Below are 24,048 nucleotides of genomic sequence, written 5' to 3'. Positions count from 1 at the left end.
TTTAACCTCGCCAAATCGGCCTCAAGGAGCTTGAGGCTCCACATAAAGGTGGGAGAACTTCGCAAAATTCTCCAAAACGTAGTCGGGCAGTTCTCCGCTGTCCTTGGTGACCAGCTTTCCTCTGCCATCGCCCGCATCCAGACGGTCCAGCGTTCGTTGCGCACGGCCCAGATAGGCATCATTCATGTGTTCGGTGTGCGAGTAAGCCTCGAGTTTTGTAACCACCTTCTCCATGTCCCCCAGAAAGCTGAAATGCCAGCTGGAAGAACGAAGCAGTTGACGTCGCATAGGTCGGCTGTGCCGTGTGAGAGCTTTCCAGTGCCACAAAGCAGTCTCGAGAACAGGATGGAGACTTTTGCTTTGATAAGCCCGCTCACGCCGCAAAGCCTGAGCTCCCTTGAAAAACATCGCACCGATCATTCTTGGGCAGGAGGTAAAATCCGAGACATCATCTTTAAAGTTCAGTCTGTAGCGGAAAATATCAGCGCCAAAGAATGTCAGGCTCTTCGAACTCTTGGGGTCATTTTTAACTCTGAGCAAAACATCCGGCTTTGGAATTTCATCCACGTCGGACACAAGGATCAGATCATTGACCGCAAGGTCTTTAAGGCCGCGCTCTATGCTGTCGCGTTGGTGGTACTCCCTCGACCAGGCGCTCTGCGGGTTCTGCGGCATATCCTCCACGATCACGTGTCGGATCTTGCTTAAGAACGGTGCAAACCGCGACTTGTTATCAGCAAAGTAGAGAGGTTTTTCGGCTCCCGTAAAGGTCTTGGTTGCCTCTACAAGAATGAACTCATCTACCACATCAAACAGTTCGCCAAGGCGAATTTCTAGGGTATCGAGTTCGTTGAAAAACGTGAAACCATCGACAACTTTGACCATTGATCAGGTCTCCTTGCTCAAACGGTCTTCAGCTTACTCCACTCTATTTGCTCACACCTACCACTTGGATTTACCGGCGAAAAAAGCAGGGGTTTCCTGCTTTCCGCCGGTACACCCTGATTAAACCAGCATGGACATCGGGTTTTCGATGTAGCCTTTGAAGGCCTGCAGAAGTTCTGCACCCAGCGCACCGTCCACCGCGCGGTGGTCAGTGGAAAGGGTCACAGACATCACAGTCGCAGGAACGATCTCATCGCCCTTCACAACCGGACGCTTCTGACCAGCGCCAACAGCAAGGATGGTTGCGTGTGGTGGGTTGATCACCGCCGCAAATTCCTTCACGCCGAACATGCCAAGGTTGGAAACGGAAGTCGTACCGCCCTGGAATTCGGTTGGAGCCAGCTTGCGCTCACGAGCACGCTTCGCCAGATCTTTCATCTCGATGGAGATGGTGGAGAGCGTTTTCTCTTCAGCGCGGCGGATGATCGGAGTGATCAGGCCACCATCGATGGAAACAGCAACACCAACGTCAGCATGCTTATGCATAACCATGCCGCTCTCAAGGTAGGATGCGTTTGCAGCTGGAATTGCTTTCAGTGCCAGCGCATGCGCCTTGATGATCATGTCGTTGACGGACAGCTTGTAAGCAGGCTTGCCATCAGCGTCAGTTGGAGCGGAAGAGTTCAGCTGAGCACGCAGAGCCAGCAGAGCATCCAGCTCACACTCTACAGTCAGGTAGAAGTGTGGAACGGTCTGCTTGGATTCTGTCAGGCGCTTCGCAATAACCTTGCGCATGCCATCGTGAGGAACCAGATCGTAAGAGCCTTCCTCAAACAGCTTGAGGGTCTGCTCATCAGATGCACCAGCAGGTGCAGCCTTTGGAGCCTCTGCCGCTTTTGGAGCTTCCGCAGCCTTGGGCGCAGCTTCCGCTTTACCGGTGCCAGCAGCAATCGCAGCTTCAACGTCACGCTTCACAACGCGGCCATGTGGGCCGGTGCCGTTGATCAGCGCGATGTCCAGACCATTCTGTTTCGCCAGACGGCGCGCCAGAGGAGAAGAGAACACGCGCTCACCAGAAGCAGCAACCGGAGCCGCTGGAGCTGGTGCAGGAGCCGCCGCAGCCGCAGGCGCAGCTGGTGTTGCAGGAGCCTGAGGAGCCGCCGCTGCTGGTGCAGGTGCCGCAGCTGGTGCTGCGTCCATTGCAGAAGCGTCTTCGCCCTCTTCCAAAAGGATCGCGATCGGTGCATTCACCTTCACGCCTTCGGTTCCTTCAGCAACCATGATCTTACCGATGGTGCCTTCATCGACAGCTTCCACTTCCATGGTCGCTTTGTCGGTCTCAATCTCTGCAATCACGTCGCCTGCAGAAATCGCGTCACCTTCTTTAACCAGCCACTTGGCCAGATTGCCTTCTTCCATGGTTGGAGAAAGCGCAGGCATCAAAATGTTGATTGGCATACCACTTGTCTCCAATTAGGCGGTGTAGGTCACAGCCTTAACAGCGTCGATAACTTCCTTGGCGTTTGGCAGAGCCAGCTTCTCAAGGTTTGCTGCGTAAGGCATTGGAACGTCTTTACCGGTTACGCGCAGAACTGGCGCATCCAGCCAATCGAAGGCTTCGCTCTGAACCTGATAAGCAATTTCAGAGGAAACGGAACAGATTGGGAAGGCTTCTTCCACAGTCACCAGACGGCCTGTCTTGCGAACAGAAGCCAGAACAGTGTCCATATCCAGCGGACGAATGGTGCGCAGGTCGATCAGCTCAACGGAAACGCCCTGTTTCGCCAGCTCATCAACAGCCTGCAGTGCGTAGGTCATGCCAATGCCCCAGGAAACCATGGTCGCATCAGTACCTTCGCGAACGATCTTCGCTTTACCGATTGGCAGAACCAGATCATCAACTTCCGGCACATCAAAATGGTGACCGTAAAGGATCTCGTTCTCAAGGAACACAACTGGGTTTGGATCGCGGATAGCAGCTTTCAGCAGGCCCTTTGCATCAGCAGCAGAGTAAGGCTGGATAACCTTGAGGCCCGGAATGGAAGCATACCATGCAGCGTAGTCCTGAGAGTGCTGTGCTGCCACGCGTGCTGCCGCACCGTTTGCACCACGGAACACCATAGGAGCACCCATCTGACCGCCAGACATGTAAAGAGTCTTGGCCGCAGAGTTGATGATGTGGTCAATCGCCTGCATTGCGAAGTTGAAGGTCATGAACTCAACGATTGGGTTCAGACCAGCCATCGCAGCACCAACAGCAAGACCGGTGAAGCCATGCTCGGTGATTGGAGTGTCGATCACGCGCTTTTCGCCGAACTCATCCAGGAGACCCTGAGAGATCTTGTAGGCGCCCTGATACTGAGCAACTTCTTCGCCCATCAGGAACACGTTCTCGTTGCGGCGCATTTCTTCCGCCATCGCGTCGCGCAGAGCTTCACGAACGGTCATGCTCACCATTTTGGTGCCCGCAGGAATTTCTGGGTCAGCCGGTGCAACGCTGGCAACTGGAGCTGCAGGAGCTGCTGGTGCAGCCGGCGCTTCAGGAGTTGCCGGCGCAGCTGGCGCTTCAGCAACAGCTGGTGCGGAACCAACCTTGTCAGCAGCAGAAGCGTCTTCGCCTTCTTCCAGCAGAACTGCGATAGGAGCGTTGACCTTAACTTCTTCAGTGCCTTCAGCAACGAGGATCTTGCCGATCACGCCCTCGTCCACTGCTTCCACTTCCATGGTTGCTTTATCGGTTTCGATTTCAGCAATCACATCACCAGCAGAAACGGTGTCGCCTTCTTTTTTAAGCCACTTGGCCAGCTTGCCTTCTTCCATGGTCGGAGAAAGCGCAGGCATCAAAATTTCAATAGCCATAATTTATTATCCCGACCTTAGAGAACGATGTCCGTGTACAGCTCAGATGGATCCGGCTCAGGATCGTTCTGCGCAAACTCAGCAGAAGCAGCCACAACGCCGCGAACTTCTTTATCGATCGCTTTCAGTTCGTCTTCGCTAGCCCATTCTTTTTCAAGAAGGCGAGCGCGAACCTGTTCAATCGGGTCATGCTCAGAGCGCATCTTCTGGACTTCGTCTTTACTGCGGTATTTTGCAGGGTCAGACATGGAGTGACCGCGGTAACGGTAGGTGATCATCTCAAGGATGTAAGGACCATTGCCTTCACGGCACCATTCCATCGCATAGTCGGTCGCAGCTTTCACCGCGCGCACGTCCATGCCGTCAACCTGAACACCTGGGATACCGAAGGAGGCACCGCGCTGGGAAAGGTCAGTTGTGGAAGATGCACGTTCAATGGAGGTACCCATGCCGTACTTGTTGTTTTCGATCACGTAGATCACAGGCAGGTTCCACAGCTTCGCCATGTTGAAGCTCTCGTAAACCTGACCCTGGTTTGCAGCACCATCGCCGAAGAACGCCATGGAAACTTTGCCGTTCTCTTTATAGCGGTTCGCAAACGCCAGACCGGTACCAAGTGCGACCTGCGCGCCAACGATGCCGTGTCCACCATAGAACTCCTGTTCTTTGGAGAACATGTGCATGGAACCGCCCTTACCTTTAGACAGACCACCGCGGCGACCAGTCAGTTCGGCCATCACGCCGTTCGGGTCCATGCCACAAGCGAGCATGTGAGCGTGGTCGCGGTAAGAAGTGATCATCTGATCACCTTTTTCCTTGGCCATCTCCATTCCAACAACAACAGCTTCCTGGCCGATGTAAAGGTGACAGAAGCCACCGATCAGACCCATACCGTAAAGCTGACCCGCCTTTTCTTCAAAACGACGGATAAAAAGCATTTCGCGGTAAGCGTTTAGCTCTTCTTCTTTGGAAAATTCTACAAGGGCGGGCACGTTTTTCATCGCACCGCGGGCTTTGGTAGCGCCTTTAGCGCGACCGCCTGAAGACTTGGATTGAGTTCCAGCCATGAGCCTCGTCTCTTTTGACGTGAATTGGTGAAAGCACACTAGCCCCCACAGCGCTGAATGCCAATATGAGCAAAAACACTTGGGGATTTATGTAAGGCGTTGATTTTATTGAAATATTCAAGTTAACTTAAATTGGGTTAATTCATGTAAATCAACCTACTTCAAGTTAATACACGCTGATGTTTCAGTTACGCATGATCGCAACTTCATTCACGTGCGCCAAATTCAGGGAAGCGCGAGCCCTCTCATCCACCATATCAGGATCAAGGCTCTCCGGGTCAAGCAGCATGACACGGCGTTGTAATTGCAGGCGTTCTGCCCGCAACTCTTCAAGCTCAACTTCCAGAGCAAGGATTTCATGCTCGATCTGTGGTCGACCCACAAGACCCAGCTTACCGTTGAGCGCATGAAATGCAAAGTAGCAAAGCGCACCAATGGCAATTCCCGGCACCAGGAGGTTCTTTAGATAGGAGTGTTTTCGCTGACGTGTGGTAGCTAGCACTGATTGACCTACTCATTACAAAAATGGTCACATGCCCGCACTATTTCACAACGCCCTTAACCAAGAGTTTCCGATAAAACTGAAATTTGGCCATATCTGTTATTTTTTGGAAATTTAAACAATCACGCCCGGCAAGGTCGTTGCGATAATGAGTAGTCCGAATAGCACGCTATTGAAGCTCTATTCTTCGAGAACCTGTGCATGCCTCCCAAACAATCTCTTTAATCGTTTGCAACTCCTATTGAGCACATCTCTTTTTGAGCACGAATATATCCTCAAACAACTCCCGAGAAACCGTCAAAGGAAAGAGGACAGCATATGTTGTGTCAAACAATGGAGCCCCGTATGTCGTGCGACCAGAGCAGCTGGATGTGAAAGACCTCGTTGACAGCTTTTTCTTATCAATAAATTCCACTGCAACGAGGCTTATTTCATCAATCGTTTGCTCATACACAATCTCAGTCGGACCAACGTCCACTTTTCCCTCTCGAATTCGCTTTTCATGCTTTTCTTTATATAGCCTACTCAGCTTTTGTCCCGCCTCCTTCGCAATCTTTGCTGAACTGGGATTTAGCCGGAATGATGCAAGCACTTTGTCTCTAACCTGACTAGCTTTGATAGACTCAATCTCTGCTAAGTTGATGACAAAGTTCGTACCCAAGTTCTGTGCAGGGAGCTCACATAGACTACGATACTCATTATAAATTTTAAGAGTGCATTGATCAGCTTCTAGAGAGAAGAATCTGTCCGATTTTGAGAAGTCGTCTTTGGCCTTTGCATTAATTTTCTGAGTAAGCTTGTCCTCACCTACCAAGCTGTCCTCGGCATACGCCTGCCCCGATGAGATCAGCACGCCCATAAGCAAGAAGCTAGCAATTGACAGCCAGGACAATCCGACCGACTTGAGAGACAGAAAACTAGGCTTAACCGGCATATTAAATCCTTCTTGCGCATTTGCCGCCAAAGCCATCAGCAATGAACACGACAACATACATTTGATATGCTGCGCACATACAATGAAAGTGTTCTGAATGCTATTCAGCGCTCCGCAACAACACAGATAAGTACCCCAAATCTGCAGCGCATTCACTTTTCGTTCTCAAACATGTTCAACTTGCTGGAAACAGATAACAACTCCAGCTTCCCTAAACTAAAAAACGCAGAAATAACACAATCAACGCAAACGAACGCACATAACAACGCAAAACTGGGATTTCACCGAAACCCCAGTCCACTTAAGCGCTCAAGACAGTATTTTAGGCGTTTTCCGCCAGCCGCGAGAGTTTAATCAACACAGCAGCGGTGCCCTTCAACCGATCATCCGCAGTCGGCCAGTCACGGGTCAGCACCACCTTCTGGTCCGGGCGGATCTTAGCGAGGATAGTTTGTTCCGCGATGTAGGATACCAGCCCCGCCGGATTGTTGAACTCACCATTGCGGAAGCCAATCACGATGCCCTTCGGCCCAGCGTCAATCTTTTCAACGTTCGCTTTTCGACACAATCCCTTGATATAAACAATCTTCAGAAGGTGTTGAACTTCCTCAGGAAGTGGCCCGAAGCGGTCAATCATCTCGGCCCCAAAGCCATCAATCTCGTCAAGCTCAGTCAGGTCGGCCAGACGGCGATAAAGCTCAAGGCGCAGCTGCAGATCCGGCACATAGGTATCGGGGATAAGAACCGGCGTACCGATAGCAATCTGCGGCGACCACTTATCTTCCTGGAAGTCCTCACCACCAGATTTGAGCTGCGCAACTGCCTCCTCCAGCATCTGCTGGTAAAGCTCGAAACCCACCTCTTTAATATGCCCGGACTGCTCTTCCCCCAGCAAGTTACCCGCCCCGCGAATATCCAGATCGTGCGATGCAAGCTGGAAGCCCGCACCCAAATTCTCAAGACTTTGCAACACCTTAAGACGTCGCTCAGCCGTAGCCGTCAGCGTCTTGTTGGCAGGAACTGTAAACAAGGCATATGCTCTTGTCTTGGAACGACCCACACGCCCACGGATCTGATAGAGCTGCGCCAGACCAAACATGTCCGAGCGGTGCACAATCAAAGTGTTAGCGTTTGGTATGTCCAAACCAGATTCCACAATCGTGGTCGCCAGAAGCACATCAAACTTGCCCTCATAAAAGGCATTCATGATGTCATCCAGCTCTCCCGGAGGCATCTGACCATGAGCGGAAACCACTTTAACTTCAGGCACATTCTCTTCCAGGAACGCCCTCACCTCCGCCAGATCGGACACGCGCGGACACACATAGAAGCTCTGCCCTCCGCGATAATGCTCACGCAGCAAGCTTTCGCGGATAACCATCGGGTCGAATGGGGATATAAACGAGCGTACAGCCAGACGATCCACCGGCGGCGTCGCAATAAGGGAAAGCTCCCGAACACCCGTCAGTGCCAATTGTAGAGTACGAGGAATCGGGGTCGCAGAAAGGGTCAAAACGTGAACATCACTTTTCAGCTCTTTCAACCGTTCTTTATGCTTCACCCCAAAGTGTTGCTCCTCATCGATAATAAGAAGCCCCAGATCTCTGAAACCAATAGCTTTTCCTAAAAGCGCATGGGTACCAACCACAACATCAACAGAACCGTCTTTCAGGCCCTTCTTGGTCTCAGAGAGCTCCTTACCGGGGACAAGTCGTGAAGCCTGGCGCACAACAATAGGCAGCCCATTAAAGCGATCCGCAAACGTCCGATAATGCTGACGTGCCAACAACGTGGTCGGAACCACAATCGCCACCTGCCGCCCAGACATCGCAGCCAAAAACGCAGCTCTTAGAGCAACTTCCGTCTTACCAAAGCCCACATCACCACAAACCAACCGGTCCATAGGACGCCCAGACGCCATATCATCAAAGACAGACTCAATCGCCGTCATCTGGTCATCAGTCTCGTCATAAACAAACCGCGCCGCAAACTCGTCATACGCCCCTTCAGGTGCTGTAATCGCCGGAGCTGTCCGCAAAGCGCGTTCCGCAGCAATCTTGATCAGGCCATCGGCAATCTCAAGAATGCGCTTTTTCATCTTGGCTTTACGGGCCTGCCATGCCCCGCCGCCAAGCTTATCTAACTGAACTTCCTGATCTTCTGAACCATAGCGCGTCAGCAGCTCAATGTTCTCGACTGGAAGGTAAAGCTTGTCCGACCCCGCATACTGCAGCTCCAGACAGTCATGCGGCGCCCCAACAGCCTCGATGGTCTTCAGCCCAATAAAGCGACCAATACCATGCTCCACATGCACAACCAGATCACCCGGAGAGAGTGCAGAGGCTTCTGTAAGAACGTTGGCGCCTTTGGACTTACGTCGTCTCTGACGCACCAAGCGATCACCAAGGATATCTTGCTCCCCGATGAAAGCCAGATCATCAATCTCAAAGCCGTGCTCAAGTCCAAGGATGATCAGTGCAGTCAGCCCAGCGGGAACCTTGCCGAGTTCTCCAGAGTTCCCCGCATATCCTGTACGGTCCAATCCATGATCGCTAAGAACCTGCGTCAGACGTTCTCTAGAGCCTTCACTCCAACAGGAAAGAACAGCCCTCTTCCCATCCTTGGCAAGCGCAGACACATGCGTGGAAAGCGCGTCAAAGATATTCACGTCACCAGCAGCACGTTCCGCCGCAAAGTTGCGGCCCTGACGCCCTCCCATATCAATGGCGGTCTTCCCAGTTCCCGGAGGCATAGCAAACGGGGACAACTGCGCGGAGGCTCTGTCAGCCACACATGTGTTTAACTCAGTTTCCTGAAGATAGATCGCTACCGGTGGAATGGGCTTATACGGCACACCTGAAGAGAGAGCTTTGTTGTTCAGGCCATCCTGGCGCGCGCCAAAGTGCTCTTCAATCTGTTCCAGCCGCTCTTTGATCATATCCTCGGCATTGGCATCCAGAACAACTGGAGTTTCGCCGATGTAATCAAACAGGGTCGCAAGGTTTTCATGAAACAGCGGCAGCCAGTGTTCCATCCCCGCATAGCGACGCCCTTCACTGATGGACTGGTACAAAACATCATCCGGCCCGGAGGCCCCGAATGCAGTCACATAGTTTCGGCGGAAGCGCGAGATCGTCTCCGGCTCAAGAATGATCTCGCTCATAGGAACGAGAGTAAGTCCCTTCTTCTGCGCAAGTGTCCGCTGACTATCCGTATCAAAAGAACGGATGGATTCCAGCGTGTCTCCAAAGAAGTCCAGACGAACCGGCTCTTTGGTGGCAGGCGAGAACAGATCAATAATCCCCCCGCGCACGGCATATTCACCAGTCTCTCGAACAGTAGGCGTACGGGCGAAGCCATTGACTTCCAGCCACTTGATAATCTTGTCCGGATTGATCCGATTGCCCGGAGTGAAAGACAGAATATGGTTGGAGGTCCAGTCCCGCACCGGCATCCGCTGCAAAGCCGCGTTGACCGTGGTGATCAGCACAAACTTCTTTTTCTTCGGCAGCCCCTTCGCCAGTCGCAGCAGTGTCAGCAACCGGCGCGCAACAATCGCCCCATGTGGGGATACGCGGTCATACGGCAAGCAATCCCACGCTGGCAGCTGCAGCACTTCCACATCCGGCGCAAAGAAGCCCAGAGCCTCCGTCAGCGCCGCCATCCGCGTTGCATCCCGCGCCACATAGGTCAGCGCAAGACCGCCCTCCTCAATCTCAGAGAGGATCTTTGAAAGCACATAGGCCTCAGCTCCATCCGGGACAGAAGCGAGCGTTATGTTTTCACTTTTCTTGAGCAAACTTTCAAACACGGGCGGGGCAACCTTATTATTTCAAATCTTTCTCGGACAAATATGGCACCTGAACAGCACGTATCCAGATGCCCAAGAGCACTTAGCTGTCGCTCTTATCCTTGTAGTAATCTAGGATCTTACGGAACAGTTCTGTATTGGCCTCATCCGGTACAGGCTTGGTGCCAATGAACCAGGAGAACAGATCCTGATCATGATGCTGCAGGAACACTTCCAGCTCATTCAGCTCTTCATCATTCATCTGCGCAATATGCTTCTCAACATAGCCACCAAGCATGATATCCATTTCCTTCATGCCACGATGGTGACAACGGAAAACGATACGCTTTCTCCGGTTATCCAGCTCAATGTTCTCGTTTTGATCTTCGTTCTGCGCACTATGATCCATCGTCATTCCCCTAGAAGGTCTCTGATCCCTGTCACTATCTGCAAATAGATAGGGCCAAATCGTTTCGCCTGTATACAACCCTTATTTTCATCTGTCAGTGTTTTCTTAAGGGCGTTGCACAAATCACGGGAACATGGCACAGATCAGGCTAGCTGTTCACGTTATGGTCTATATGGTATGCGCCCTACTCGCCTTGATCCTCTTTTCGCTTCTGTCACCAAGCTCCCGGGCATTGGCCCCAAGATCGCGAAGACCATAACCAACCTGCTTGTCGGCAGCCCGGATCGCGAAGCCCGCATTTCAGACCTTCTCTTCCACGTACCGGTCAACGTTATCGACCGACGCTTGCGTCCAGGTGTCGCCGCTTCTCCGGAAGGCGAAATCGTAACGCTGGTCCTTCAGATAGATCAGCACCGCGCACCGCCACGCGGCAGCCGTGCTCCCTACAAGGTTCTGGCGCACGATGAGACCGGAGCAATTGAGCTGGTCTTCTTCCACGCACGCGGAGATTATCTACAACGCGTTCTGCCGGTTGGCGAAAAGCGTATCATCTCCGGCAAAGTTGAGTGGTTCAACGAACGCGCACAGATGGTGCACCCGGACCATATGGTCTCTGAGGAAGAAGCCGAGAATCTGCCGCTTGTTGAGCCGGTTTACCCAATGACAGCCGGTCTTGCCTCCAAAACGCTCCAACGCGCCATGGGCACCGCGCTGCAGTTCCTGCCTCAAATGCCAGAGTGGCAGAACAAAGAGTTTGTAGAGCAGCGCAACTTCCCGCCATTTGACGTCGCCCTACGCTCCATTCATAAGCCGGAAGACGCAAGAGATCTAGCGCCAGAAGGATTGGCTCGCGCCCGTCTGGCTTATGACGAGTTCCTCGCCAATCAGTTGGCTCTTGCACTGGTTCGCAACTCATTGCGCCACATGGGCGGCAAAGCCCGCAAAGGCGATGGCTCCCTGCGCCGGAAAATTCTTGCTGCGCTACCGTTTGAGCTGACTGACGGTCAGGAAGACGCGCTGAAAGAGATCTTCGCTGATCTGGAAGAACCAACCCGCATGCTGCGCCTCCTGCAAGGCGATGTGGGCTCCGGTAAAACCGTCGTCGGCCTCATGGCAATGGCAGCCGTTATCGAAACCGGCGGTCAGGCCGCCATGATGGCGCCAACCGACATTCTCGCCCGTCAGCACTTCGCCTCCATGAAACCGCTCTGCGATGCCGCAGGCATTCGTGCAGCCGTCCTCTCTGGCAAAGACACCGCCAAAACCAAACGGGAAATCGGTGAAGCATTGGAAGCCGGTGAAATCGATCTGATTGTCGGCACCCACGCCCTGTTCCAGTCCACCGTCAACTTCAAAGACCTTGGCATCACTATCGTCGACGAACAGCACCGCTTTGGTGTTCACCAACGTCTGGCGCTCTCCTCCAAGGGCGCTCATGTGGATGTGCTCGTCATGACAGCAACTCCAATCCCACGCACCCTCGTCCTCTCTTACTTCGGCGACATGGACGTCTCCCGCCTGACCGACAAACCCAAAGGCCGCCAGGAGATCAAAACAGTCTCCATCTCATTGGATCGCATAGGCGAAGTGGTAGAACGCCTGCGCGCCATGATCGCTCAAGGCCAGAAGATCTACTGGGTCTGCCCGCTGGTGGAGGAATCTGAAAAGATCGACCTTGCTGCAGCGGAAGAACGCTTCAACGATCTGCAAAATGCACTCGGCCCAGTGGTCGCCCTTGTTCATGGCCGCCAGAAGGCCGATGAAAAGCAAGCGGCCATGGATGCCTTCAAAAATGGTGACGCCCGTGTGCTTGTCGCCACCACAGTGATCGAGGTTGGTGTTGACGTTCCTGACGCAACCATCATCGTCATTGAACACGCAGAACGCTTTGGCCTTGCCCAGCTTCACCAGCTTCGTGGCCGCGTAGGCCGTGGCAGCCTAGCCTCTTCCTGCCTACTGCTCTTCAAAGCCCCGCTGAATGAGACCGCAGCTTCCCGCCTCAACATCCTGCGCCAAACCAACGATGGCTTCCTGATTGCGGAAGAAGACCTGCGTCTGCGCGGTGAAGGTGAGCTTCTCGGCACTCGCCAATCCGGTTCTCCGGGCTTCAGGCTGGCTTCCATTGAAGATCACGCTGATCTTATGGAAATCGCAAGAGATGACGCCAAGCTCATTATGGCAACAGACCCTGAGCTGGAAACAGAAAGAGGCGACGCCTTGCGCCACCTCCTGTATCTCTTCGCCAGAGACGAAGCTATCAAACTGCTCAGAGCGGGCTGAGTTACTCGGCCGCGACGGTCTCTGAACCGTCGCTGTCTTTCTTCGCCTTCTTACGCTGATGCGCTTCAACAGCCTTCTTGTCTTCACCTTCCAGAAGCTTTGGATACTCCGGGCTGACAAGACCAGCAGAAATCACAAGCTTTGCAGCATCTTCAACGCTCATTGAAAGCTCGATAATGTCATCGCGCGGCACAAACAGCAAAAAGCCTGAGGTTGGGTTTGGCGTCGTTGGCAGGAAAACAGAAACCGTATCAGCGTCATCTTTCAGACGCGCTGCCACTTCCCCCTTGGTATCAGTGGCAAGAAACACAATCGCCCACAAACCTTTGCGCGGATATTCAACCAGGCCGGCTTTGGTGAAGTTGCGCCCGCTATCATTCAAAACGGTCTCAAAGATCTGCTTGAGCGCAGAATAAAGGTTACGCACTAGCGGCATACGGCCCAGAATGGACTCGCCAAAGCTGATGAGCGACCGGCCAGCAATGTTAGCGGTCAGAAAGCCGATGACGGTAATCGCAAGCAGTGCAGCAAAAAGCCCAAAACCAGGCACTTCAACCGGCAAATAATTATCTGGATTGTAAATAGATGGCAGAAACGGCTTAACCCAGCCATCAATCAACTGGATAAGCGACCAACTCAGGTACAAGGTGATACCCACCGGACCCGTAATAACAAGGCCAGTAAAAAAGTAGTTCCTGAGCCGCGTCATGAACCCAACGCGCTTCGGCTTTTTATCCCCGTCAGATCCCATCGGCCATACTTTCTTATTTCGGGAACCATCCGCATTATGTCTGCGGCAAGCTGCAGATATATCCGTGCTTCTTTACGAACTAGTGTATTTTGTAGGTTTTGCAAGTTCCCCTTGAAAAAGAATTCACGCTTCTCATGTAATGGGGTGGATATGTTAGCCACGGTCGCCTTTTGTCGCGGCAATAGCCAGATTCCAACTATTGTCAGCACTCGCAAACAAGGCGTATAAGGCAGAAACTGCTTGCCAGAAGTGGAGCACCCTGTGAAAAAGCTATTCTACATGACGCTTGGATTAGCCCTAGTGGCCACAGGGATCATTGGCATCTTTCTCCCGCTGCTGCCAACAACGATTTTCTTCATCCTCGCAGCAGGTTGCTTTGCAAAATCAAACCCGCGCTTGGAAAACTGGATCCTGACACACCCGAAAATCGGCCCCAGCGTCATCCAGTGGCAGGAGCATAAGGTCATCCCGAAAAAAGCAAAGATCTTCGCCTTCACCGGCCTGACCTTCGGCTACCTGATGTTCCTGAAAATGTCCCACCCGACAATCCTGCTGGCCGTCACCGTCGCCCTCATCATGTGCGCCATAGCCGCCTACATCGCCAGCCGCCCCTCAAAACCAATGCCCACCTGAAAGTCAGCTGGCAAGCCCGACAACTCAACACCCACATCTCCAAAACAAAAAAACGCGGAGCAATAAGCCCCGCGCTTTAAAAACTTCAGCATTCCACCCGCTTATTCAACGGTAACGGACTTTGCCAGGTTGCGTGGTTGGTCTACGTCGGTGCCCATGAACACGGCGGTGTGGTAGGAGAGCATCTGCAGTGGCAGGGCGTAGATGAGTGGAGCGACGATTTCCGGAAGCTCTGGCAGGATGATCATCTGGTTAGCAGCAACACCGGCCGCCTCTGCGCCCTTTTCATCCGTGAACAGAGCAATCTCACCGCCACGGGCAGCAACTTCCTGCATGTTGGAGACGGTCTTCTCGTAAACACCATCAAATGGCGCAACAACCAGAACCGGCATGTTCTCATCAATCAACGCGATCGGACCATGCTTCAGCTCGCCCGCTGCATAGCCTTCTGCGTGAATGTAGGAGAGCTCCTTCAGCTTCAACGCACCTTCCAGAGCAAGTGGGAAGCTTGTGCCACGACCGAGGAACAGAGCATGATGCTTCTTGGACATCCATGGCGCCAGCTTTTCAATCTGAGGCTCCAGCTTCAGTGCCTGCATAGCATGTGCTGGCAGCTCGGAAAGCGCACCAACCAGCTCTTTTTCCTGAGCTTCACTCAGATGTCCACGTTGACGACCAGCAAGTACAGCAAGGCTTGCAAGAACAGCCAGCTGACACGTGAAGGCCTTCGTCGACGCAACACCGATTTCCGGCCCTGCAAAGATCGGGAAGATCAGATCAGATTCACGCGCAATTGTGCTTTCAGAAACGTTCACAACCGCACCAATGGTCATGCCCTGCTCTTTACAGTAGCGCAGCGATGCCAGCGTATCTGCTGTTTCACCGGACTGGGAAATGAACAGCGCCAGATCACCTTCACCCAATGGCATTTCGCGGTAGCGGAACTCAGAAGCAATATCGATATCAACCGGCAGGCGAGCGTACTTCTCAAACCAGTACTTAGCGGTCAGCCCCGCATAGTAAGCCGTACCACACGCGGAAATGACGAGGCGATTGATCTTGGAGAAGTCAAAATCATTGCCCTCCGGCAGAGCAACCTTGCCCTCATTGAACTTCAGATACTGAGAGATCGCATGACCCAGCACTTCTGGCTGCTCATGGATTTCTTTAGCCATGAAGTGGCGGTAGTTGCCCTTGTCCATCATGGTGGAGCTGACGCTGGACGTTTGAACCACTCGCTCTACAGCAGAGTTGTTCTCATCAAAGATCTGCGCGCCGGCACGGGTCAAAACAACCCAGTCACCTTCTTCAAGGTAGCTGATGCGGTCTGTAAACGGGGACAGAGCAATTGCATCAGAACCAAGGAACATCTCACCTTCGCCATACCCAACAGCAAGCGGGGAACCGCGGCGAGCGCCGATCATCAGATCGTCCTGATCAGCAAACAGAATTGCCAGTGAGAACGCACCTTTCAGGCGACCAAGAACAGCTGCGACAGCATCCTGTGGGGATTTTCCAGTTTTCACTTCAAGTGAAATCAGGTGCGCAACAACTTCTGAGTCTGTCTCGGTAGAAAGCTTCACACCGGCGCTGCCTACATCTTCGCGCAGCTCCAGGAAGTTTTCGATAATACCGTTATGCACGACCATCACGCCATCAGCAGCATGCGGGTGCGCATTTTCTACCGTCGGAGCACCATGAGTTGCCCAACGGGTGTGGCCAATGCCACTTGTGCCGGAAAGAGGTTTATCTTCCAGCAACGCTTCCAGATTGCGAAGTTTACCCTTCGCACGCCGGCGATTAAGGTCGCCGCCAACAACAGTTGCAATACCTGCAGAGTCATATCCGCGATACTCAAGCCGTTTCAGCGCATCTACCAGCAATGGTGCAACAGGTGTCTGCCCCAAAATACCGACAATACCGCACATAAGTGTTCTCCTTGAAATCCCACCTCGCAACTGATGCGAGCATCAACTTTTGGCCAAGTCTTTAGCCCGATGCACTGCTGCGAGGGAAATCAATCCGTGTTTCGTTTCGTTACAGCTTGAGGATAATTGAGCAAGCACGCTGCTAACCTCAGCAGCGTGCAACATTATTGCTCAGCCCTTTCTTGAAGCTTTAGCCGCAGCGAGCATTTCACGCATCACTTTGGCGCGGCCTTCCTTGTTCACCTGCTGACCACGCCCAATCGCCAATGCGTTTTCAGGCACATCAGAAGTCACCACCGAGCCCGCAGCGACAAACGCACCATCACCAAGGGTCAGAGGCGCAACCAGCACGCTGTCAGAACCAACAAAGCTGCCAGCTCCAATGTCTGTGTGATGCTTCAGGTAGCCGTCGTAGTTACAGGTGATCGTGCCGGCCCCGATGTTGGACTTTGCACCAACACGCGCATCACCGATGTAGGAAAGGTGGTTGACCTTGGCACCGCTCTCAACCTTGGCATTCTTGATCTCAACAAAGTTGCCGATATGGGCGCCTTCTCCGATATCCGCACCCGGACGCAGTCGTGCATAAGGACCAACCGTGGCATCCGCACTCACATGTGCCTTTTCAAGATGAGAAAACGCACGAATGCGAGCACCGCTGTCAACATGAACTCCCGGACCAAACACGACGTTCGGCTCCACCACAACATCTGGGTCGATCTCAGTGTCCCAGGAGAAGTAGACAGTTTCCGGCGCCTGCAAGGTCACACCGTTCTCCATGAAGGTCTCACGCTGAACCTGCTGGAACACAGCTTCACAAGAGGCCAGCTGAGAGCGATTGTTGATACCTTGCACTTCCTTCTCATCAGCCAGTTCAGAAACAACACGCATGCCTTTGCTGCGCGCCACTTCCACAGCGTCAGTCAGGTAATACTCCCCCTTGGCGTTGTCGTTTTTGATCTCGGCGATCAGGTCTGGCAATGCTGAGCCTTTGAACGCCATGATGCCAGCGTTGCACAGTGTGACTCTGCGTTCTTCATCAGTTGCTTCTTTTTCTTCACGGATCGCAACAAGTTCGCCATCGCTTTCCAGAAGACGGCCATATCCAAACGGGTCATCTGCCTCAAAGCCCAGAACCACAACATCAGCACCACCAGAAAGTCGCTCACGCAGACGATGCAGTGTGTCTGCCTTCACCAGTGGCGTATCTCCAAAAAGAACCAGAACATGATCTGAAGCAGACTTGTAGGCATCCTCAGCCGCCTTTACGGCATGTGCCGTTCCAAGGCGATCAACCTGAACATGGCAGGTCGCGTGAGGCACACGGATGGCGACATGCTCTTCCAGCTTTGGCATCTCTGGGCCAACCACAACAGCAACCTTGTCAGCACCTGCGTGGACGACGGAGTTCAGCACGTGGCCAACAAGCGGCAACCCACCAATCTCGTGCATCACCTTTGGCAGGGCCGAACGCATACGCGTTCCCAATCCAGCAGCCAGAACAATTGCCAAACAAGAACTATTGGACATGCAAACCCCTTGGGTAACTTGAAATCAAAACTGACAGGCAACCTGCACCAGAGCTTTGGCATTTCAAAGGACATCCCTTTGCTTTCACCAAGAAAATCAGCGCACCCATTAGAAGTAGCAGATAGTGTTTAATACATCTTTTTCAGGTTGCGTTTGCACTTTGTTAACCATAAAAAATCAAGTTAATACATATAGTTAGGATTAGATTCGAATACGAGGCGACTGGAAGCGTTGCGACTTCCTCATAAAATCAACGAGTTACGGCAAGATCCGAAAGTACTGCGAGAACGTGTGACCGTTCTGGCATGGGGTATTGCTGCGCTCTCGTTCGTCGCCCTCGCCGCCTCCGCAGTGCAGATGCCAGGCAAGTTTGCAGCCCAAACACCCCATTTTGCCCAGGCAATAATTCCACTTCCGGCACCCGGCCCTGTGACCACAACGGCCTCGATCAGTGGACAAACAGCACAAAATGCCTTCCAGATTTATGGTGGAGCTAGCGAAAAAGCCGAATCACAACAGGAACTGCAGAACACAAAAGAGCTCCGGGCCGTGCGTGAGGAGATCGTTTCTCTCCGCCGCTCCATGCTGCGCCTGACCGAGCAGAACCGCAGATTGTCGAGCAAGCTGAAAGCGCTGGATGAAGCTGAAAGCCAAGCCCAGACTGAAGCCAAAGCTGCTCCAAAACCGGCAGTCACCGTAGTAAAGCCAAAGCAAAAGCCGATAACACCAATCGAAACGCTACCAGCGCCAGAGCTTTCTGCCGCAAAGCCGCAACCACAGGCTCCCGGCCCACTACCGGAGATGAAACTTTCAGAACTGACGGAAATCACTGAAACCACTTTGCCGAACGCATCTGTGCCTGAAACTGTCGCATCAATCCCGGCAAAGGCGGAACTGCCTGAGTTTCACAAAACCCCGGCCGCAGGCAAACTCAGCCAGTCGGGCCGTCGCAAGATCGTGCGCACCTCCTTCGCGGTTGACCTGGGCAGCTTTGACGATACCAATGCGCTTAACAGCCAGTGGCAAAAACTCAAAGACAACAATCCTCTCCTGCTGGGTGATCTGAAGAAACGGGTCTCAACTGCTGAGGTTGATGGAACAACGCAGTTCACATTGACAGCGGGCCCATTCTTCAACGCAGCAGACACCGCTGTGGTCTGCGCAAGACTGGTGCGAGAAAAAGTCAATTGCTCGCCAACCATTTTCCAATAAGTTAGCTTCATCTTTCTGCACCTGAGATTGGGACCAGCCGCGCCGACAATGACGTGAACAGCCCCAGCCTTACAGGTCATTTCGGAATACCACGCGTGTCTCATTCTCCTTCGAGCTCAAATTGGGCCTCAACATATGCCCTGTTGTTTCTCATGCCCGTTTTCATGAGCTCCAATATCATTATTGCCAAGCCTGCCATTGCCCATACAGAGCCGTGGACCCTCGCCTTTTTCAGATGGGGTCTGGCCTCTCTCATCCTGTTGCCGTTTACATATCGTGAGCTGAAAAGAAGCCTGCCGATCATCCGCAAGAACCTGAAGCTCCTCGGCTTCATGGCTTTCCTCGCCATGTGGATCTGTGGTGCCATCGTTTATCTGGCCCTGAAAGAAACATCAGCCACCAACGGAACGCTGATCTACTCCGCTGCCCCTGCTCTGATCCTCGCCCTTGAATGGCTCTTCAGAGGCCGTGCAGTGGCCATGCGCGAACTTGTCGGCATCTCACTGGCCATCGTCGGTGTCTTCGTGATCGTCACCAAGGGCTCGCTGGGGAACCTACTCAGCTTGCAACTGAACAGCGGCGACTTGCTCTTTGCGCTGTGCACACTCAGCTGGGCGATCTATTCCGTACTCATCAAGAAGAGCCAGCTGCAAAGCATCTCAACAGCACCACTGTTTACGATCCTCGCCATCCTCGGCACACTCATCCTTGCGCCATTCGCAATCGCTGAGATGGCGATCACGTCTTCCGTGCCAAACACGGGCGAAGTCTGGATGTCGATTGCAGGCGTGGCACTGGTTGCTTCTGTTGCTTCATTCCTCACCTACCAGTTCAGCATCCGCCTGGTCGGCCCATCCATCGCGGGCATGTTCATGTATCTCATGACACCCTACGGCGTTGGCATGGCAGTTCTGTTTCTGGGTGAGAAGCTGCAGACATTCCACTACCTCGGCTTCGCACCGATCATGGCAGGCCTCCTGCTGGCAACTCTTCCAGCCGGCATCTTCCGGAAAAAGGCCAGCGCATAGGACGTGAAAACAATAAGCTCTAAACGCAAAAAAGCAGGCCCCGGGCCTGCTTTTTCATTTCATCATTTATAGAGCGATTTAGCCGATCTGGGAGAAAACCGGGAAAGTTTCCAGCAGCCAGAAAGAGAACGCCTGAATGTAACCGGTCAGGAAGCCCACACCGGTAAGCACCAGAAACGCGCCCATGACTTTCTCAACAGTGCCCATATGCTTGCGGAAGCGCGCCATGAAGCCCATGAACGGACCAGCAAACATCGCAGCAATCATGAACGGCACACCGATACCCAGCGCATAAGCTGCCAGCAGGATGACGCCCTGATTAACAGAAGCCTGCGTACCAGCTATCAGAAGAATACTTGCCAAAACCGGACCGATGCACGGGGTCCAGCCAAAGCCGAACGCAAGGCCCATCAGATAAGCCCCACCAAAGCCACCTGGCTGGCGATCAATCTGCACACGCGCTTCGCGGTAAAGAAAACCGATCTTGAACGCACCGAGGAAATGCAGACCCATAATGATGATCATCGCACCTGCCACGTAAGCAAGGTACTGAGAGTACTGCAGCACGAACTGACCAAGGAACGATGCACTCGCCCCAAGCAGCACAAACACGGTTGAGAACCCGGCCACAAAACACATGGCCGCAATCATAACCCTGTTGCTCTGCGCTGCGCTTTTATCTTTGCTTGTCACCTCTTCAATGGACAGACCAGCGATGTATCCAAGATAAGGCGGCACCAGCGGTAAGACGCAGGGAGAAACAAACGACAAAATGCCCGCGAAAAATGCGCCCCATAGGGTGATGTCTTGCAACATGTAGCTTTCCTAATTCCGTTTGGAATGCATCCTGAAGGACCTGACGCTGACACGCATGATGGCGTGACAAGGTTCTGGTCCGGCAACAGATGACCAACGCTTATATATACAATTTTGCTGAAAGTTGGATGTGTTTCGTCAAACAGGCAAGAAAATCTGCGACACATTTTGGTGAACGGCGGGTAGAAACACGTAACCACCGTCCACCAGAAACACTAGAAGTGACTTTTACTTGTCACGAACAACCAGAACAGACTGGTTGGCATGGCGCACAACGCGCGCAGCATTCGGCCCCAGAAGGAAGTCCTTCAGCTCAGGGCGATGCGAGGAAAGAACAATCAGATCCGTGCCCAGCTTGTCAGCCGCGCTGGTGATCTCTTCATAGATCGTTCCGTGGGCAATGTGCCCTTTCACATCCAGCTCCTCATCAGGAAGCTGCGTATCCAGAAACTCTTCAAGAGCCTCACGGGTACGCTCCAGAGCTTCGGTTTCAAATTCGCGAGCAAAATAGCCGCCAACAATAGATTTGCCAAAATCTGGCAGCACCGTCACCACATGCAGCTGAGCCTTGTAATGACGAGCCAGATCAACAGCCACGGGAAGCGCAGTTTTCCAGCTGCTTTCTTCGTTCAGATCCAAAGGCAGCAAGATATTGGAGTACATTTCCCAACTCCTCAAAAATTATAGTTTTATGGCACAGCCCGCTTAAAAAGCGGGCTGAGTTTGGCGTCGGCGTTGAAGCATAACAACCAGCAAGAGCAAGAGTATCGCAGGAATATAGAACAATTCCTTCGGCATACGCTCTGCTTCCACCTGAGAACTTAGGATTGAAACCGGAACATCTCCGTAAAAATCAAAGCCCTGCAGTTTTTCAGCAAACGTTGTGCCTGGGAATGGCTCATCGAGGATCAGCTTGCCATCATCTTCCATGGTAACAAGACCAGCAGCCTCGAGCCGTGCATCAGCACCCTGCTCTTCTCCAATAGTTAGCGGCAATGTCAGTGTCAGGATTTTATCCATGTCATCAAAATCCGGACCTGCGAGGTTAAGACGCACTATTTCACCCGGCTGCGCATCGCTGACCATCTCAAGAATGGCTGGACCTGTGACAGTTACGTACTCATCCTGCACCTGATTGAGCCAGAAGCCCGGACGGAACAGAGAAAATGCCACGAGCAGCAGAACCAGCGATTCCCAAAGACGGGAACGGGCAAAGAAGTAGCCCTGCGTCGCCGCTGCAAACAGCATCATCGCCACCACAGAGACAATGAAGACAAAGACCGCCTGAAGAGGTTCAACATCGATCAACAAAAGATCGGTGTTGAAGATGAACAGGAACGGCAGCGCTGCTGTACGCAAGGAGTAGATAAAGCCCTGAACACCCGTCTTGATCGGATCACCACGGCTGATCGCAGCAGCAGCAAAGGCCGCAAGCCCCACAGGTGGCGTCACATCCGCCATGATGCCGAAGTAGAAGACGAAGAAGTGAACAGCAATCAGTGGCACGATAAAGCCAGTCTGCTCACCAAGCTGCACCACAACAAGTGCCATCAATGAGGACACCACGAGATAGTTAGCAGTGGTAGGCAAACCCATACCAAGGATCAAACTCATCACAGCGACGAGGAACAGCATTGCAAGTAGATTGCCACCTGAAAGGAATTCTACCAGTTCAGCAATCATCTGGTGCATACCGGTCAGGGACACAGTACCCACGATGATACCAGCAGCTGCTGTTGCAACAGCAATACCGATCATGTTGCGTGCGCCGCCAATCATGCCTTCAGCAAAATCAACGATACCCTGCCATACGCGGCCAGTCTGAGACTCCCCACGGAAGAAAGCTTTGATTGGGTGTTGGGTTACAACGATAAAGATCATCGCCATTGTCGCATAAAACGCTGACAGAGACGGTGAGAAGCGCTCAACCAGAATACACCAGATCAGAACAACAATCGGCAGAATGTAGTAGTAGCCAGTACGACCAACATCACCAGCAGCCGGCAGCTCCTTGATAGGCGCATTCGGATCATCCACCTCAAGGTCAGGAACCTGAGCTGCGATGTAAGCTAGGAAGAGATAGCCAGCAGCAAACAGCGCCAGAACCACTGGGAATGTCAGAGACGGGAATGCCGTCTTAGTCCAACCCAGACCGTAGTAAACTGCAGCACCAACAATAGTGATACCGATAAAGCCGGTCAGAACGCCGATCAAACGCTGCATCACAGTGACATGCACAGGTGGCTTAGGCAGGCCTTTCAGGTTCATCTTCAGCGCTTCAAGGTGAACGATATACACCAGAGCGATGTAAGAGATTACCGCTGGAATGAAGGCGTGAATAACGACCTGATGGTAACTGGTACCGGTGAACTCCGCGATCAGGAATGCTGCAGCACCCATCACAGGTGGCATCAACTGACCATTCACGGAAGACGCAACCTCAACAGCACCCGCCTTTTCAGCCGGGAAGCCGGTGCGCTTCATCAGCGGAATAGTAAAGGTACCTGTGGTCACAACGTTCGCGATGGAAGAACCGGAATAAAGACCGCTCATCGCAGAAGCAAGAACCGCCGCTTTCGCCGGACCACCACGCAGGTGACCGAGAAGCGCGAACGCTGCCTTGATGAAATAGTTACCTGCACCCGCCTTCTCCAGCAGAGAGCCAAAGAGAACGAACAGGAAGATCATGGAAGCCGAGACGCCGACAGCAACACCAAAGACGCCCTCCTCCTGGATCCAGTAGTGCCACATGGCCTTACCATAGGAAGCACCACGCCACTGAATGACTTCAGGCAGGAAGGAAGAGTTGCCGAACATGGCATAGCCGACAAAGATCGCCGCAACGATCACAAGCGGCAGACCAAGGCTGCGGTAAACCGCGATCGCAAGCACAGTCAGGCCAGTGGTGGCCACAATCAGATCCATCTGAGTTGGAAGACCGGCGCGATTAGCGATTTCAGACCGCATGATCACAAGGTAGAGACAAGCCGCAGCACCTAAAAATGCAAGGACCCAGTCATACCACGGTATGGTGTGACGCGGGCTGCGGGAAAACAGAGGGTATGCAAAAGCTGCAAGCACCAGACCAAAGGCCAGGTGAATGTTTCTGACTGCAGAGTTGTTGAAGATGAGATTGATGCCAAAGGTATCATTCAGCCAAAACGGAACATTCGACGCCACGTAGAGCTGAAAAACAGACCAGAAAAAGGCAATGGCCGCAATCATTGTGCCTAAGCCGCCAGAAAGGCTTCGTGCACCGGTATCTGCCTGAGCGACCAGTTCCTGCGCATCAACTTGCGCCTTGTGTCGTTCTGGACTCATTCGCACCCCCAAATACAGTTCCCCCTTTGCCTTAGCTGTAAAGGCAGAGCAAGAAACCTACTAAATCTCATAGAAAACCAAAAAATGCGGGGCTAGAGCCGCC

18 protein-coding genes are annotated in these 24,048 nt (G+C 52.9%); 4 read left to right on the top strand and 14 right to left on the bottom strand.

Going from position 1 to position 24,048, the window contains the following annotated elements:
* Positions 1-21 precede the first annotated feature (21 nt).
* The 8 genes from PJE062_RS02215 to PJE062_RS02180 all read right to left on the bottom strand — a co-directional run bounded on the left by PJE062_RS02215 (position 22) and on the right by PJE062_RS02180 (position 10,446).
* On the bottom strand, positions 22-885 hold the full coding sequence (locus tag PJE062_RS02215; protein WP_008546358.1) for an N-acetylglucosaminyltransferase: 864 nt from the start codon (positions 883-885) through the stop codon (positions 22-24).
* Between the two features lie 120 nt (positions 886-1,005).
* The gene (locus tag PJE062_RS02210; protein WP_008546579.1) at positions 1,006-2,343 is read right to left on the bottom strand and encodes a pyruvate dehydrogenase complex dihydrolipoamide acetyltransferase; all 1,338 of its coding nucleotides are present in this window, start codon (positions 2,341-2,343) and stop codon (positions 1,006-1,008) included.
* A gap of 15 nt (positions 2,344-2,358) precedes the next feature.
* Entirely contained in the window at positions 2,359-3,744 is a 1,386-nt protein-coding gene (locus tag PJE062_RS02205; RefSeq protein ID WP_008546254.1) for a pyruvate dehydrogenase complex E1 component subunit beta, read from the bottom strand.
* A 17-nt stretch (positions 3,745-3,761) separates the two neighbouring features.
* The gene (gene pdhA, locus PJE062_RS02200; RefSeq protein WP_008546336.1) at positions 3,762-4,811 is read right to left on the bottom strand and encodes a pyruvate dehydrogenase (acetyl-transferring) E1 component subunit alpha; all 1,050 of its coding nucleotides are present in this window, start codon (positions 4,809-4,811) and stop codon (positions 3,762-3,764) included.
* A gap of 184 nt (positions 4,812-4,995) precedes the next feature.
* Positions 4,996-5,262 (bottom strand): septum formation initiator family protein, encoded by a 267-nt coding sequence (locus PJE062_RS02195; protein WP_008546702.1) that lies wholly within the window; start codon positions 5,260-5,262, stop codon positions 4,996-4,998.
* 289 nt (positions 5,263-5,551) lie between these two features.
* Positions 5,552-6,283 carry a hypothetical protein gene (locus PJE062_RS02190; protein WP_208982106.1) on the bottom strand — a complete coding sequence of 244 codons (732 nt, stop codon included), beginning with the start codon at positions 6,281-6,283 and terminating at the stop codon, positions 5,552-5,554.
* A 286-nt stretch (positions 6,284-6,569) separates the two neighbouring features.
* Entirely contained in the window at positions 6,570-10,058 is a 3,489-nt protein-coding gene (gene mfd, locus PJE062_RS02185; protein ID WP_008546588.1) for a transcription-repair coupling factor, read from the bottom strand.
* A gap of 82 nt (positions 10,059-10,140) precedes the next feature.
* Positions 10,141-10,446: a succinate dehydrogenase assembly factor 2 gene (locus PJE062_RS02180; RefSeq protein ID WP_037035972.1), complete on the bottom strand. Its 306-nt coding sequence runs from the start codon at positions 10,444-10,446 to the stop codon at positions 10,141-10,143.
* A 177-nt stretch (positions 10,447-10,623) separates the two neighbouring features.
* Between PJE062_RS02180 and recG the strand changes: the two genes are divergently transcribed.
* The gene (gene recG / locus PJE062_RS02175; protein ID WP_008547323.1) at positions 10,624-12,726 is read left to right on the top strand and encodes an ATP-dependent DNA helicase RecG; all 2,103 of its coding nucleotides are present in this window, start codon (positions 10,624-10,626) and stop codon (positions 12,724-12,726) included.
* A gap of 1 nt (position 12,727) precedes the next feature.
* Here recG and PJE062_RS02170 read toward each other — a convergent pair whose 3' ends face one another.
* On the bottom strand, positions 12,728-13,477 hold the full coding sequence (locus PJE062_RS02170; RefSeq protein ID WP_008546393.1) for a DUF502 domain-containing protein: 750 nt from the start codon (positions 13,475-13,477) through the stop codon (positions 12,728-12,730).
* 261 nt (positions 13,478-13,738) lie between these two features.
* Here PJE062_RS02170 and PJE062_RS02165 point away from each other — a divergent pair, with 261 nt between their 5' ends.
* Entirely contained in the window at positions 13,739-14,110 is a 372-nt protein-coding gene (locus tag PJE062_RS02165; protein ID WP_342029907.1) for a YbaN family protein, read from the top strand.
* A 101-nt stretch (positions 14,111-14,211) separates the two neighbouring features.
* On the opposite strand, the gene glmS is transcribed toward PJE062_RS02165, so the two are convergent.
* Together glmS and glmU are read right to left on the bottom strand one after the other, a co-directional pair.
* Complete coding sequence (glmS, locus tag PJE062_RS02160) at positions 14,212-16,038, bottom strand: glutamine--fructose-6-phosphate transaminase (isomerizing) (RefSeq protein WP_008546692.1); 1,827 nt, start codon at positions 16,036-16,038, stop codon at positions 14,212-14,214.
* A gap of 171 nt (positions 16,039-16,209) precedes the next feature.
* Positions 16,210-17,568 carry a bifunctional UDP-N-acetylglucosamine diphosphorylase/glucosamine-1-phosphate N-acetyltransferase GlmU gene (gene glmU / locus PJE062_RS02155; RefSeq protein WP_008546878.1) on the bottom strand — a complete coding sequence of 453 codons (1,359 nt, stop codon included), beginning with the start codon at positions 17,566-17,568 and terminating at the stop codon, positions 16,210-16,212.
* Between the two features lie 231 nt (positions 17,569-17,799).
* On the opposite strand from glmU, the gene PJE062_RS02150 reads away from it, so the two are divergent.
* Both PJE062_RS02150 and PJE062_RS02145 read left to right on the top strand, forming a co-directional pair.
* Entirely contained in the window at positions 17,800-18,780 is a 981-nt protein-coding gene (locus PJE062_RS02150; RefSeq protein WP_208982105.1) for a hypothetical protein, read from the top strand.
* A 95-nt stretch (positions 18,781-18,875) separates the two neighbouring features.
* Positions 18,876-19,808: a DMT family transporter gene (locus PJE062_RS02145; protein ID WP_256377894.1), complete on the top strand. Its 933-nt coding sequence runs from the start codon at positions 18,876-18,878 to the stop codon at positions 19,806-19,808.
* A 78-nt stretch (positions 19,809-19,886) separates the two neighbouring features.
* On the opposite strand, the gene PJE062_RS02140 is transcribed toward PJE062_RS02145, so the two are convergent.
* From PJE062_RS02140 to PJE062_RS02130, 3 genes are all read right to left on the bottom strand, one after another.
* On the bottom strand, positions 19,887-20,624 hold the full coding sequence (locus PJE062_RS02140; RefSeq protein WP_008546769.1) for a cytochrome c biogenesis CcdA family protein: 738 nt from the start codon (positions 20,622-20,624) through the stop codon (positions 19,887-19,889).
* A 228-nt stretch (positions 20,625-20,852) separates the two neighbouring features.
* Positions 20,853-21,287, bottom strand: coding sequence for a universal stress protein (locus PJE062_RS02135; protein WP_008546255.1), 435 nt, complete (start codon positions 21,285-21,287; stop codon positions 20,853-20,855).
* Between the two features lie 42 nt (positions 21,288-21,329).
* The gene (locus tag PJE062_RS02130; RefSeq protein ID WP_008546884.1) at positions 21,330-23,945 is read right to left on the bottom strand and encodes a TRAP transporter permease; all 2,616 of its coding nucleotides are present in this window, start codon (positions 23,943-23,945) and stop codon (positions 21,330-21,332) included.
* Positions 23,946-24,048 lie beyond the last annotated feature (103 nt).

The sequence above is a fragment of the Pseudovibrio sp. JE062 genome, assembly GCF_000156235.1.
Taxonomy (GTDB): Bacteria; Pseudomonadota; Alphaproteobacteria; order Rhizobiales; family Stappiaceae; genus Pseudovibrio.
This window is presented reverse-complemented; position numbering and strand designations above follow the sequence as displayed.

What these genes read in the sequence shown, in the direction of transcription:
- PJE062_RS02215 (WP_008546358.1), bottom strand. Translation starts at nt 885, where the DNA reads ATGGTCAAAGTTGTCGATGGTTTCACGTTTTTCAACGAACTCGATACC.
- PJE062_RS02210 (WP_008546579.1), bottom strand. Translation starts at nt 2,343, where the DNA reads ATGCCAATCAACATTTTGATGCCTGCGCTTTCTCCAACCATGGAAGAA.
- PJE062_RS02205 (WP_008546254.1), bottom strand. Translation starts at nt 3,744, where the DNA reads ATGGCTATTGAAATTTTGATGCCTGCGCTTTCTCCGACCATGGAAGAA.
- pdhA (WP_008546336.1), bottom strand. Translation starts at nt 4,811, where the DNA reads ATGGCTGGAACTCAATCCAAGTCTTCAGGCGGTCGCGCTAAAGGCGCT.
- PJE062_RS02190 (WP_208982106.1), bottom strand. Translation starts at nt 6,283, where the DNA reads ATGGCTTTGGCGGCAAATGCGCAAGAAGGATTTAATATGCCGGTTAAG.
- PJE062_RS02180 (WP_037035972.1), bottom strand. Translation starts at nt 10,446, where the DNA reads ATGGATCATAGTGCGCAGAACGAAGATCAAAACGAGAACATTGAGCTG.
- recG (WP_008547323.1), top strand. Translation starts at nt 10,624, where the DNA reads ATGCGCCCTACTCGCCTTGATCCTCTTTTCGCTTCTGTCACCAAGCTC.
- PJE062_RS02170 (WP_008546393.1), bottom strand. Translation starts at nt 13,477, where the DNA reads ATGGGATCTGACGGGGATAAAAAGCCGAAGCGCGTTGGGTTCATGACG.
- glmS (WP_008546692.1), bottom strand. Translation starts at nt 16,038, where the DNA reads ATGTGCGGTATTGTCGGTATTTTGGGGCAGACACCTGTTGCACCATTG.
- glmU (WP_008546878.1), bottom strand. Translation starts at nt 17,568, where the DNA reads ATGTCCAATAGTTCTTGTTTGGCAATTGTTCTGGCTGCTGGATTGGGA.
- PJE062_RS02140 (WP_008546769.1), bottom strand. Translation starts at nt 20,624, where the DNA reads ATGTTGCAAGACATCACCCTATGGGGCGCATTTTTCGCGGGCATTTTG.
- PJE062_RS02135 (WP_008546255.1), bottom strand. Translation starts at nt 21,287, where the DNA reads ATGTACTCCAATATCTTGCTGCCTTTGGATCTGAACGAAGAAAGCAGC.
- PJE062_RS02130 (WP_008546884.1), bottom strand. Translation starts at nt 23,945, where the DNA reads ATGAGTCCAGAACGACACAAGGCGCAAGTTGATGCGCAGGAACTGGTC.